The 12,424-nt window shown below is 41.9% G+C and carries 12 protein-coding genes; 10 read left to right on the top strand and 2 right to left on the bottom strand.

Annotated elements, in window-relative coordinates:
• Positions 1 to 556: 556 nt before the first annotated feature.
• Positions 557 to 1,231 (bottom strand): CRISPR-associated endoribonuclease Cas6, encoded by a 675-nt coding sequence (locus RYL88_RS07915; protein WP_314990396.1) that lies wholly within the window; start codon positions 1,229 to 1,231, stop codon positions 557 to 559.
• A gap of 142 nt (positions 1,232 to 1,373) precedes the next feature.
• Here RYL88_RS07915 and RYL88_RS07910 point away from each other — a divergent pair, with 142 nt between their 5' ends.
• The 6 genes from RYL88_RS07910 (at position 1,374) to RYL88_RS07885 (ending at position 5,662) form a co-directional block, all read left to right on the top strand.
• The gene (locus RYL88_RS07910) at positions 1,374 to 2,546 is read left to right on the top strand and encodes a MalY/PatB family protein (protein ID WP_314990395.1); all 1,173 of its coding nucleotides are present in this window, start codon (positions 1,374 to 1,376) and stop codon (positions 2,544 to 2,546) included.
• Positions 2,547 to 2,760: 214 nt separating this feature from the next.
• On the top strand, positions 2,761 to 3,234 hold the full coding sequence (gene moaC, locus RYL88_RS07905; RefSeq protein WP_314990394.1) for a cyclic pyranopterin monophosphate synthase MoaC: 474 nt from the start codon (positions 2,761 to 2,763) through the stop codon (positions 3,232 to 3,234).
• Complete coding sequence (locus RYL88_RS07900) at positions 3,209 to 3,472, top strand: DUF493 domain-containing protein (protein WP_314990388.1); 264 nt, start codon at positions 3,209 to 3,211, stop codon at positions 3,470 to 3,472. Before moaC ends, RYL88_RS07900 begins: the two co-directional genes overlap by 26 nt.
• A gap of 71 nt (positions 3,473 to 3,543) precedes the next feature.
• Positions 3,544 to 4,761 carry a hypothetical protein gene (locus RYL88_RS07895; protein ID WP_314990386.1) on the top strand — a complete coding sequence of 406 codons (1,218 nt, stop codon included), beginning with the start codon at positions 3,544 to 3,546 and terminating at the stop codon, positions 4,759 to 4,761.
• 112 nt (positions 4,762 to 4,873) lie between these two features.
• Positions 4,874 to 5,101, top strand: a complete 228-nt coding sequence (locus RYL88_RS07890; RefSeq protein WP_314990384.1) for a hypothetical protein — start codon at positions 4,874 to 4,876, stop codon at positions 5,099 to 5,101.
• Between the two features lie 75 nt (positions 5,102 to 5,176).
• Positions 5,177 to 5,662 (top strand): hypothetical protein, encoded by a 486-nt coding sequence (locus RYL88_RS07885; RefSeq protein ID WP_314990382.1) that lies wholly within the window; start codon positions 5,177 to 5,179, stop codon positions 5,660 to 5,662.
• 103 nt (positions 5,663 to 5,765) lie between these two features.
• Here RYL88_RS07885 and ruvC read toward each other — a convergent pair whose 3' ends face one another.
• Positions 5,766 to 6,242 carry a crossover junction endodeoxyribonuclease RuvC gene (gene ruvC / locus RYL88_RS07880; RefSeq protein WP_314990380.1) on the bottom strand — a complete coding sequence of 159 codons (477 nt, stop codon included), beginning with the start codon at positions 6,240 to 6,242 and terminating at the stop codon, positions 5,766 to 5,768.
• A gap of 113 nt (positions 6,243 to 6,355) precedes the next feature.
• Between ruvC and dnaA the strand changes: the two genes are divergently transcribed.
• The 4 genes from dnaA to RYL88_RS07860 all read left to right on the top strand — a co-directional run.
• Complete coding sequence (gene dnaA, locus RYL88_RS07875; protein ID WP_314990379.1) at positions 6,356 to 7,666, top strand: chromosomal replication initiator protein DnaA; 1,311 nt, start codon at positions 6,356 to 6,358, stop codon at positions 7,664 to 7,666.
• A gap of 138 nt (positions 7,667 to 7,804) precedes the next feature.
• Entirely contained in the window at positions 7,805 to 8,872 is a 1,068-nt protein-coding gene (dnaN, locus tag RYL88_RS07870) for a DNA polymerase III subunit beta (protein ID WP_297965860.1), read from the top strand.
• 15 nt (positions 8,873 to 8,887) lie between these two features.
• Positions 8,888 to 11,197 (top strand): DNA topoisomerase (ATP-hydrolyzing) subunit B, encoded by a 2,310-nt coding sequence (gene gyrB / locus RYL88_RS07865; RefSeq protein WP_314990376.1) that lies wholly within the window; start codon positions 8,888 to 8,890, stop codon positions 11,195 to 11,197.
• 1 nt (position 11,198) lies between these two features.
• On the top strand, positions 11,199 to 12,424 hold a 1,226-nt coding region (locus tag RYL88_RS07860), incomplete at its 3' end, for an EAL domain-containing protein (protein WP_314990375.1).

Genomic DNA, 12,424 nt, shown 5'->3' with positions numbered 1-12,424 from the left:
CGATAAAGAAAGCCCTGAATCAGCTGCGAGAGAGATTTTGTGATTTTTAGATTTAAATTTTAATTGCGTTATCTTGAGGCGAGTTTGGCGGTTGGCGCCCGAATTTGCGACCAAGGCTAGGCACGTAGCCTGCCACGGGTAGCAAATTTAAGCCTCCGTCAAAATCGTCCAATAGAGCGTAAGTAAAAGGCGGGTGGCAACCGCTTTTTCTCAAGCTAAAGTAAAATTTATAAAAAACCCTGCTAAATAAATTTCGCCCGAATTTTAGACACTGTTTGGCTTTGTTTTTAAAAATGCAATTACAATGCGTTCTTCGCGGCGATAGAAGTAAATTCGTATTAGTGTTTAAAAACGTGAAATTGTTTAAAAATTTGGCTGTTTTTTTGTTAAGATTAAAGAGTCTTAAACATGGGGCAAAGCATTAAGCTTATCCTTTGGGTCGAATTTGAGCCGTATTATAAAGATTTTTGCGAAATAAATCAAGCCGCTTTCGTTAAATTTAGCGTAAAACGGCTTTATAAATTTAACCGCGTCAAAGCGGTTATGCGAGGCTTATCTATATCGTCTCTAAAAACCCCGCCCCGCAGTTCATACATCCGCCGCCTACGCCGGCGTCTAGCACCGTATTTATGAGCTCTGGCAGGGCCTTGATATCCCAAACCGCAGGCCACGCTTTTGCCGGCGTTTGGTTGTTGCCGTAGTAAAAATAAAGCGGTTTTTCTAAATCTTGGCGGAGCAAATTTAGCTCGAATTCGCCGCCGTATTCGCGTCCGCTTAGCGTTTCAAATCTTTGCAAGGCGTTTGTTTTCATCATCTCAAGATGCCTTGAATCTTGCGGTTCTAAAAAGACTTTATGCCCCAAAAGCCCTTGTACCGAGCATATCACGCAGCCTTGCAGCCTTGCTTTGCTTTGCGTAGTTCTGTGCTCGCTAACCGCAACGGTAGTATCTAGTATGTGGATTTTTCCCAAATTTAGCCCGTCTTTTAGCACGGCAAGCGCGATTATCTTTTCAAATTCTGGTTCGTAAGATGTAAATCTAACGCGTAAATCGGCCCCGTTTAGCAAAAAATCGAAATTCGTTCGCTTAAAAATTTTACCGCTGGGTTCATGCCTGTATCCCTCGTGCTCGGCATCCGGCAAATGCCTGTAAATAAAACCTTGAATCAACCTGGCAAGTGATTTGCCGATCTTTAAATTCGGGCTTGCTAGCCGCGAGTTTATCGTTATCATTTTAGTTCCTTGAAGGATTTAATCCAAATTATAAAAAATATCGCATTAAAAATTAATTTCAAAAATACAAATACGATTAAATTTTGTAAATTTACGCCCGAAATTTGCTAAAATATCCGCAAAAATCACGCAAGGAGAGCAAATGAAATACGATTTTGACGCGCCTGTAGAGCGAGGCGGGACGTATTCGTCAAAGTGGAAAACAAGCGAGGGCGAGCTGCCGATGTGGGTGGCGGATATGGATTTTAAGGTCGCGCCCGAAATTTTAGAAGCGCTGCAAAAGCGTCTAGACAACGGAGTTTTTGGTTACTCCTACGTGCCGCAGGAGTGGAGCGAAGCCATCTGCTCGTGGTGGAGCAGGCGCCACGACGTCAAATTTGACCCGAGCTGGCTAATTTTTTGCACGGGCGTGATCCCGATCATCAGCTCCGCCGTGCGCAAATTTACGAGCGTGGGCGATAAAATCGTGATCCAAAGCCCAGTCTATCACGTCTTTTACCGCAGTATCGAAAACAACGGCAGGATCGCGCTCGCAAACGAGCTAGCATACGATGGACGCGGCTACGATATAGACTTTACAGACCTCGAAGAAAAGCTCGCCGACCCGCTAACGACGATGTTTATCCTTTGCAACCCGCACAATCCCGTCGGCAAAATTTGGAGCGAGGAAAAGCTAGCCAAAATCGGCGAGCTATGCGCTAAACACGGCGTTTTGGTGATTTCTGACGAGATTCACTGCGACATAACGAGCCCCGGCAAAAACTACGTGCCCTTTATCCGCGCGAGCGAGATTTGCAAAAACATCTCAATCACCTGCGTTTCGCCGACCAAAGCCTTTAACATCGCCGGCTTGCAAAGCTCCGCCGCCGTAGTGCCAAATCCCAAACTGCGCGCCAAAATGTCAAAAGCTATCAACGACGACGAGGTCGGCGAGGGCAACGCGTTTTCTTGTATCGCGGCGATCGCGGCGTTTGAGCGGGGCGAAGCGTGGCTCGAGCAGATGCGCGAATACGTAGAGCAAAACCGCAAAATCGTGAGCGAGTTTTTGCAAAAAGAACTGCCGCAGATCAGGCTCGTGGAGCAGGACGCCACGTATCTGCTATGGCTTGACTGCCGCGAAATTTGCGACGACGCGAGCGATTTTCATAAATTTTTACGCCAAAAAGCGGGTCTTTGGCTAAACGACGGCAACGCGTATAGAGGCGCGGAAAAATGTTTCTTGCGCCTTAATATCGCCACGCAAAGATCGCGCGTGATAGAGGGGCTAAAACGCCTAAAATCAGGCGCCCTGGCCTATGCAAAAAGCAAGGAATAATATATTTACGAAAAATTGGGATAAAATTTAGACCTTTTTGGTATGATTTGCGCGTCCGACAAGAAAACCTCCTTTTTGTAACGGCGCCTCGGCTCCCCCTGCCGGGGCGTTTTTGTCTTATTCATTAAGCTTTTTTAGTTATAATCTTTCTCATAAATTTACTCCGCCTAGCTCAAATTTAAGCAAATTTAGCGTTTCAGGCGAAAGGACGAAAATGCTAACTCACATAGACGAAAACAACCGCCCTAAAATGGTCGACGTAAGCGACAAGGGCATAACTACGCGCATAGCCGTAGCAAGCGGCATTATAAAAATGTCGCGCGAAGCCTTTGACGCGATCAAAAACAACACGGGCAAAAAAGGCCCCGTCCTGCAAACCGCCGTCGTAGGCGCGATAATGGGCGCAAAAAAGACGAGCGAACTCATCCCGATGTGTCATCCGCTGCTAATCAGCGGCATAAACTGCGACATCGAGGAGCTAACCGAAATCTGCGCCTACAAGCTAACCGTTAGCGTCAAGATAGACGGCAAAACCGGCGTCGAGATGGAGGCGCTAACGGGCGTTAGCGTCGGTCTCCTAACGATCTACGATATGATAAAAGCGATAGATAAAACCATGCAGATAACGTGTATCGCGCTAGAAAGCAAGAGCGGAGGCAAAAGTGGCGACTACGTGCGATCTAAATAAAGAACCCGAAATCTCGTACCCAAATTTCTGGGAATACAAAATCATCATCGAAGAAAGCGGCGATGCCCAAGCTATCGCGCAAAGCGTCGTAGGCGAAAGGCAGCACAAGATAACGCCGTCAAAATCGAGCAAAGAAGGCAAATACAAAAGCTACAATCTAAGCGTTTTGGTTAATTCTAACGAGGAGCGATTAGAGATATTTTCCGCGCTAAGACGCGTTTGCAAATACGTACTATAAGGACTTCCATGCAAAATTTAGTCTTCATCCAAACCAAAAAATAAAAAAAACACGACCCGCAAATTTCCGTTTTGATCAGAGAATTTGCGCTAAGCGAGTTTAGAAAAAGCATCAAAAGCGCAAAAAACGGCGACGCAAACGCGGCTCTGGCTAAGGAATTTGAGCAAATTTGCGAGGCTCTAAAGAGCGAGGATCTGCTAAACCGCCAAAACGTCGCCAACCTCATCCAAAGCGCTGGCGACGCGCTCAGCGAAGCAAAAGAGCAGTATATCCACCGCCTAATCTACGAAAAAGAGCAGATCGAGCGGCAAATTTACGCGCAAAAAGACGAGATCAAAAACGACGTTCGCGCGCTGCTTGAAAATATGGAAAATTTCATCAAAAATAGCGACCTGGCGGATAAGGACGAAATTTTAACCGCGATAGACGAAAAGATGCTCTGTGAGCTACAAATGCTGGGCATCCTTAAAGAAACCACCGAAGCGGCGTTTCTAACCGCGATCGAAAAGGGCGACGACGTAAAAGACACGGTGGAACAAATCGCCAAAAACGTCGTGCTTAGCGCGATAAACGAGGGCGAAGCGAGCAAAGAGCGCATCCTAGAGATCGCAAGGACGGTCTGCGAGGCGGCAAGCGAGATAGCGGGCATCGATCAGGCCTTTGCCAAAGAGCTAATAAGCGGCGCGATCGGCGGCGTAAAAGAGGCGCTTGGCAAAAGGACGGAGAAGTTTATCGAGGAGATCAAATTTGCCCCGGACGGCCAGACGCTGCTAGGCGAAGCTAAAGAATTTATAAGGCTCGAGGAGAGGTTCGTAGCGATGATGCGCGATATGGCGCGCTCGGATGAGCCCTCTGCTACCGTGATAAACGAAATCCTAGACGAGTCGGTAGATAGCTACTTGGCTAAATTTAAGCGGCTGCAAAACGACGTTTCCCGCCAGATCGAGCTTCAGCTAGAGGAGCTAAAATTTAACGAAAATATCGATAAATTCGCGAGCCTTGCGGGAGCAAAATTTGAGGAGCTAAAGCGCGAAGTAACTCAAGCCGGCGATAAATTTAAAGAAAATTTTAACGCCAAAGAACGCCTCGAAGCACTCAAAAAAGATATCGGCGACTTTGAAAAACGAACGCAGGAAAAACTAAGCGCGATAAATGCGAGCGAGATCGGCGAAAATCTCAAATCAAAATCAAAAGAACTAGGCGAGAAGCTCTACAAAGCCGCCGAAAATCTCATAAAAAACGCCAAAGAAAAGATCGGCAAAAAAGAGGACGAGAAAAAAGACGAGTGAGCCCGGCTTTGGCGATTTTGGCTAAATTTGGTAGCTTTTAAGGCGTTAAATTTATACTTTTAGCTCAAATTTAACGCCTTTTGCGACAAAAATAAGCGACGAAATAAAAACCATGAAAATAATCCAAAATAAAAAATTTTTCAAGCGAAATTTAGCGCAGTTAATAAACGAGTTAGCAAGCCAAAGCGAAAATTCGGCGGCAAATCTAGCAGAAGGTCGTTTGATTGATTTTGCAGACGACAAAAGCGCGCAAAACAAAAGTAGCGGCTGGCTAGTCTTTAAAAACGTAGAGTTTATGAACTGCGACATAGGGCTTGATAACGATCTTGCAAATCCGTAGACGATAAGCGGGGTAAATTTTATCGGGTGTACTTTTAGGTCTTGTTTTTTCGGTCCTTGCGTTTGGAAGGATGTTTTGCTTGAAAATACTTGCTTTAACGACTACGGCATACTGGACTCCGTGCTCTTTTGCCGCGTCAAAATCAAGGGCAAAATCACCTCGTTTCGCATAAACAAATGCGGCTTTATGACGCATAAAAATCCAGAACTCCAGCGCAAAATAGACGCTTTTAGACAAGATTTTTACAGCCGTGCCGACTGGACGCTTGATATTAGCGAGGCAAGGCTTTCTAGCTTTGATTATGACGGCATCCCCGCGCAGCTTTTCGTGCTTGATGCTTCAACGCAGTTTGTCGTAAGACGAGATAAATTTCACTCTCTAAATCAGCTTAGCGAGGAGTTTGAGAGTAAATTTAGCTACGTGACGGCGTATTTAAAAGATTTTTTAGACGACGGCCGAGAGGACATCGTGCTAACCGTACCGACATCGCGTCCTAAAAAATTTAGAGAGCCCGTAGCAGACGGCCTAAACGAGCTTCGGGCTTTGGGGCTAGCGGATTAAAATTTACTAAATTTACCGCCGGGTTTTAACATCAAATTTAATCGCTTACGCCGTGAAATAAGCTAAATTTTAGCACGAATTTTAAACCGAGCTTGGCTAAAAACTAACCCTTCAGCCGCAAATTATTCGCATGCGTTAGCGCGATAGCGATGGCGTCAGTGATATCAAGCGGTTTGATCTCCTTTGTTATACCGAGAATTTTCTTAACCATAAAGGCCACCTGCTCTTTATCAGCCTTGGCTTTGCCTGTGACCGTTTTTTTAACCTGAAGCGGCGTGTACTCGGCAAAATCGCCGTGCAGCTGCAAAATTTTAAGACTAAGCGCGCCTCGAAACTGCGCGAGCTTTAAAACCGTTTTTGGATTATAAGCAAAAAATATGTCCTCGATCGCCACTTCGTCAAATTTGTGATTTTTAAAAATCAGGTCAAGTCCCTCGCAAAGTTCGGTGATTTGATACTGCAAAGAATTCGGTTTTATTTTGATTAGTCCCGCCTCGATCAAAAAGGTTTTCACGGGCGTCTTTTCGACGATCGCATAGCCGCAATTTCGCGATCCCGGATCGATTCCTAAAATTTTCATCTCATCCTTTTCAACGGTTTTTCACGCTTTTTTCACGGTGTGAAAAACGAATTTCAACGCCATTTTAACAAATTTAAGATAAAATCTAGCGAATTAATCTTAAAGGCAAAAATTTGGTCGCAAACGAGGTTTTGGAGCTACTTTCCAAAGAAATTTTACCGTCGGAATTTGAATGCTACATCAAGCAGCTTAAATTTAACGAAAAAAGCTCAAACTCAACGAACGTCGTATTTAACGCGCCAAACGAAATAATCGCTAAATTTATCCAGACCAAATACGCCTCCAAAATCGCTCATCTTTTTGAAGTAAAAACCGGACAAAAACCCGTGATCAACGTCCTAGCCGCGACCAAAACGCAAAGCAAACCGGCTAAAAAAGTGGACGTAAAAGAGATAAAAGCGCAAAGCAGCCTGCTAAATCCAAGCTACACTTTTGAAAATTTCGTCGTCGGCGACTCGAATCAATTTGCTTTTTTAAGCGCAAAAGCCGTCTCCGAGCAACCGGGTAAGATTTACAATCCTCTTTTCATCTACGGCCCGACGGGACTGGGTAAAACTCACCTTTTACAATCGGTCGGAAATTTTTGCCTAAACGGCGGCAAAATGGTTATTTGCGTCACGAGCGAGCAGTTTATCACGGACTTTACTTATAACCTCAACAACCACTCGATGGAGCGATTTCGCGAAAAGTACAGAAACTGTGACGTTTTACTCATCGACGACGTGCAGTTTTTAGGTAAAACGGATAAAATTCAAGAAGAATTTTTCCATACGTTTAACGAAATTCACGCTAAAAACGGACAAATCGTGATGACCTCGGACCGCCAACCAAAACTGCTAAAGGGCTTTGAAGATAGGCTAAGAACGCGTTTTGAGTGGGGCATCATCGCCGATATCACGCCGCCAGAGCTTGATACTAAAATCGCAATTATCAATAAAAAATGCGAATTTGATAAAATTTATCTTGGTACCGACGTCATAAACTACATCGCTACGAACATGGGCGACAACATCCGAGAAATCGAAAGCGCGATAATAAATTTAAACGCTTATGCAAGACTGATGAGACAGGAAATCACGCTAGAATTTGCCAAAAATATCCTGCGAGATCAGATAAAAGAAAAACGCGAAAATATAAACCTAGAAAATATCGTTGAAATCGTGAGCAAAGAGATAAACGTCAAACCAAGCGAGATGAAAAGCAAATCACGCTCGAAAAATATCGTCGAGGCTAGACGCATAGTGATATATCTAGCTAAAAATTTGACGCCAAACTCAATGCCGCAGATCGCGCAGTTTTTTAATATGAAAGATCACTCGGCCGTAAGTCACAGCATAAAAAAGATAAACGAACTAATCGAAACGAATGAGTATTTTAAAGTTCGCGTCGAAGAACTAAAAAATAAAATTTTAACCAAAGAGTAAAAACGTGAATAAAAGTGAAAAAAATCAAGATTTTATTAACGCCGTAAAATACCTATCTACGGGACTAAAAAAGGATATTAACATTTTCACGTCCTCTACTAATGCTACTAAAAGAAATTTAAAAACAAAAGGAAAAAAATGAAAGTCGCAATTAACAAAAACGCTCTAGAAAGCGTAATAAACAATGCTAATCCTTATTTAGAAAAAAGAGATTTAAGCGCTATAACTTCGCATATATTTATCGCAGCTAAAGACGGTATTTTAAATGTCAAAGCAACCGATCACGAAATCGGTCTAGCTTATAAACTCTCGAACGTAAAAATTATGGACGAAGGAAACGCCACCGCAAACGGTAAAAAACTGCTTGATATCATAAGAAGCCTAAAAGATGAAGAAGTTACGCTAGAAACGCTAAATAACTATCTCTATATAAAACAAAAAAACTCAAAATATAAACTTCCTATGTATAAATTTGAAGATTTTCCGAATTTTCCTACCGTAGAAAATAAAAATAAATTTGAAGTCGACGCCGTCATGCTAGGTCGAAGTCTAAAAAAGATATTCCCTAGTATCGACAATAATAACCCGAAATTTGAGCTAAACGGCGCATTTATCGACATAAAGCAAAACTACATAAACATAGTAGGAACCGATACTAAAAGGCTAAGCGTCTTTAGACTAGAAACCCCTACGCAGAGCGAATTTTCGCTAATAATCCCGAAAAAAGCAATCGGCGAAATTCAAAAACTGTTTTTTGATAAAATAGAAATTTACTACGACGATACAACTTTGATAGCTCAAAGCTCGAATTTCGAGTTTTTTACGAAGCTGATTAACGGCAAATTCCCGGATTATAATAGAGTAATCCCGCAAGAGATAAAAAAACGTCTAAGATTAAGCAGAGATAAAATGATAGAAGGCATAAAAACCGTCTCTATAATGTCTGAAAGTACTAAAATAATATTTGCCCCGCAAACGGTAAGTTTTGAAAGCATAGTCGAGGATAATTCGGAAGCTAAAACTTCGATTGATTTTGCAACGGGGCTTGAAAGCGAAATTTACGTCGGCGTAAAAAATAGATATTTGCTTGATTTCTTGCAAAATATCGAAGAAGAATATTTTGAATTTGGATTTAACGACTCGAATTTAGCCTTCACGGTTAGCTCAAACGAGCTAAAAACGGTAATCATGCCGATAAATTTATAAAATAAAAGGTAAATAATGCAGCAAAATTACGGCGCGGAAAATATTAAAGTTTTAAAAGGGCTAGAAGCGGTTAGAAAACGCCCCGGCATGTACATCGGCGACACTAATGTAAGCGGCCTACATCACATGATCTACGAGGTCGTCGATAACTCCATAGACGAAGCGATGGCAGGTTACTGCGATACGATAGACGTAGAACTAACGCGCGAAGGCTCTGCTATCATCACCGATAACGGACGCGGTATACCTGTAGATATGCATCCAACTGAGAAAATTTCAGCCGCTACAGTCGTTTTAACCGTACTTCACGCCGGCGGTAAATTTGATAAAGATACTTATAAGGTTTCAGGCGGTCTGCACGGTGTGGGCATTAGCGTCGTAAATGCCCTTTCAAAAAAACTGGTCGTAAATATCAAACGCGACGGCAAACTACATAGACAAGAATTTTCAAAAGGTATCCCGCAAAACGACCTAGAAGTTATAAAAACTACGAATAGAACGGGAACTCAGGTTGAGTTTTGGCCAGATGACAGCATTTTTGAGGTTACGGAATTTAACGATGAAATTTTAACTAAACGTTTTCGCGAATTAGCCTATCTAAATCCGAAAATCACGATAAATTTTAAAGATCAAAGAAACGGTAGAAGCGAGAGCTTTCACTACGAGGGCGGACTTGAGAGCTTTGTAACGGATATGAATAAAAACGAAGCCGTAAGTAAAGCCGTATCCTTTAGCGGCGGCGAAGAGGACGTTTTAGTCGATTTTGCGCTGATGTACAACGATACTTATAGTGAAAATTTACTAAGCTTCGTAAATAATATCAAAACCCCTGACGGCGGTACGCACGAGGCGGGATTTCGCGCGGGTCTAACTCGCGTGATAACAAACTATATCGCAGCAAACGCCGCAGCACGCGAAAAAGATACTAAAATCACGGGCGAAGATATCCGCGAAGGTCTAATCGCGGTGGTTAGCGTAAAAGTTCCCGAGCCGCAGTTTGAAGGCCAAACAAAGGGAAAACTAGGCTCAAGCTACGTAAAGCCGATCGTTCAAAAGATGGTTTTTGAGGTGCTTAGCAAGTATTTTGAAGAAAATCCGATCGAAGCTCGCGCGATAATGGAAAAAGCGCTGATGGCGGCGCGCGGACGCGAGGCTGCCAAAAAAGCTCGCGATCTAACGCGTAAAAAAGAGGGTCTAAGTATAGGAACTCTGCCCGGTAAACTAGCCGACTGCCAGAGCAAAGATCCTACTATCAGCGAACTTTATCTGGTGGAGGGCGATTCTGCGGGCGGTTCGGCCAAACAAGGACGCGATAGAGTGTTTCAGGCGATTTTGCCGCTAAAAGGTAAAATTTTAAACGTCGAAAAATCGCGTTTAGATAAAATTTTAAAATCAGACGAAATAAAAAATATGATAACTGCGCTAGGTTGCGGCATCGGCGACGAATTTGACGCTGAAAGGCTTCGCTACCACAAAATCATAATCATGACCGATGCCGACGTCGACGGTAGCCATATCCAGACGCTACTTTTAACGTTTTTCTTTAGATTTTTACACAAAGTCGTGGAAAACGGCCACATCTATCTAGCCCAACCGCCGCTTTACCGCTATAAAAAGGGTAAAAAAGAAATTTATCTAAAAGACGAAAAAGCGCTCAATGAATTTCTAATCGAAACCGGCATCGAAGGGGTTGAGTTTGAAGGTATCGGAAACGCTGATCTCATAGACTTTTTAAAGATAATCGCGGCCTATAGAAGTGTGTTAAAAGAGCTTGAAAAGCGTTTTAGCGTGATTTCTGCAGTTAGATATATGATCGAAAATCCAGACATCGTTTCAAAAAGCTACGGCGAAATTTTTGAAATTTTGAAAAATTATTTAGAATCGCAGGGACACAATATTCTAAACTCATACGTCAGCGAAGAAGAAGCGCGAATTTATGTACAAACCGAAAGCGGCTTAGAAGAGCTTTTGGTAAATGAAAATTTATTTACAAATCCGCTTTACGAGGAAGCGCTTTACATCAGTCAAAAGATAAAAGAGCGCGGCATCGAGCTAAAAGGCGACGTGTTAGACGTGCTAGAAGAGATCGAGAAAAATGCCAAAAAAGGCGCTTATATCCAGCGCTATAAAGGTCTTGGCGAGATGAATCCGGAACAGCTGTGGGAGACGACGATGAACCCTGAAAACCGTCGTTTGCTAAAAATAAACATAAATGACGCTATAAGTGCCTCAGATACATTTAATCTCTTCATGGGCGACGAGGTCGAACCGCGAAGAAACTATATACAAGAGCACGCAAAAGACGTGAAACATTTGGACGTGTGAGATGCTAAAATCAGAGCTAAAAGAGAGATCCCATCGGTTTAAAACCGCGCTTGAAGTATCTTCAATACTTTTTTTCAGTATTATCATTTTAGTCTATATTTTTATTAAAAAAGAAGAGGTTAAATTTGACGCCGATGACATTATTTTGATCACGATTTTGGTTTTGTGTCAGGTTTATTTTACGGTTTATAAAATTTATCAAAGCTTTCAAACAAGCACGTTAGATCAGATAACCAAGGCTTTTAGTAGAGATGAGATTTTACGCCTACTTTCAAAACAGGCTTCTAAATTTAAAGGAAAGAGCGGCGGTAATGCGGTAATGCTAAAGATCGAAAATTTAAACGATCTAAACGAGCGTTATAGCTTTGTAAGCACCGATATTTTGCTAAAACGACTAGTCGAGCGACTGGAAAAATTTTTAAACGAAAAAGTCTCTAAAAATACGCTTATCGGCAGATATTCAAACGAGTATTTTTTAATCTTTTGCGAGAGTAAAAATACCGAGTTACTCCATCTTTTAAGCGTTTTTGAGAAGAGCCTTTTAAACGACGGGATTTATAATATTGAGTTAAAGATTAAATTTGACGCCGTGGATATAAACCACTCCGCAAGTCTTAAAAATACGGTCTCTTATCTAATCCAAAAGCTAAATGAAGAAGATAGCGAGGATAAAGTAGACGTTACCGACGACCTTGAAAAAGACGTCTGTAACTGCATCGATATGCAAAGATTTATTTTTCAAACCCAACTCGTTAAAAGCCTTCGTTTCGGACAAAATTTAAAAAACGTTTTGATCAAAATTTATACCGATATGCAAGGCCTAGTCTCAAAGCGAAAAGTACAAAATATCGCAAATAAAAACGGTTACGAGGTACTTTTTGATATAAATATTATTAAAAAATTATCCGAAATTAAATTTAAAGATAACGATCCGCTTATGATCGAAATTTCATCCGTCTCTCTTAGAAATATAAAATTTATAAATTTTATAAAAGAGTTCGCGCAGTTGGGAAAGATCGATCCAAATCGCATTATTTTCGAGTTTAGTGAGAAGCTAGTGTATGACGAGATAAATAGATTTAAAGAAATTTTAACGGAGTATAAAAATTTAGGTTTTCGCTTCGCGCTAAATAAATTCGGCGGTAATAATGCCGGATTTGAGTATTTTAAATTTTTGCCGATAGATTTTGTTATCTACGACATAGAATTTAACAAAAATATCAAAAA

The organism is uncultured Campylobacter sp. (assembly GCF_963517995.1).
Classification (GTDB): Bacteria; Campylobacterota; Campylobacteria; order Campylobacterales; family Campylobacteraceae; genus Campylobacter_A.
This window is presented reverse-complemented; position numbering and strand designations above follow the sequence as displayed.

Bases quoted from the DNA above. Each gene is read 5' to 3' on its own strand.
- gyrB (WP_314990376.1), top strand. From the start codon at position 8,888: ATGCAGCAAAATTACGGCGCGGAAAATATTAAAGTTTTAAAAGGGCTA.
- dnaN (WP_297965860.1), top strand. From the start codon at position 7,805: ATGAAAGTCGCAATTAACAAAAACGCTCTAGAAAGCGTAATAAACAAT.
- RYL88_RS07910 (WP_314990395.1), top strand. From the start codon at position 1,374: ATGAAATACGATTTTGACGCGCCTGTAGAGCGAGGCGGGACGTATTCG.
- RYL88_RS07915 (WP_314990396.1), bottom strand. From the start codon at position 1,231: ATGATAACGATAAACTCGCGGCTAGCAAGCCCGAATTTAAAGATCGGC.
- ruvC (WP_314990380.1), bottom strand. From the start codon at position 6,242: ATGAAAATTTTAGGAATCGATCCGGGATCGCGAAATTGCGGCTATGCG.
- RYL88_RS07890 (WP_314990384.1), top strand. From the start codon at position 4,874: ATGAAAATAATCCAAAATAAAAAATTTTTCAAGCGAAATTTAGCGCAG.
- moaC (WP_314990394.1), top strand. From the start codon at position 2,761: ATGCTAACTCACATAGACGAAAACAACCGCCCTAAAATGGTCGACGTA.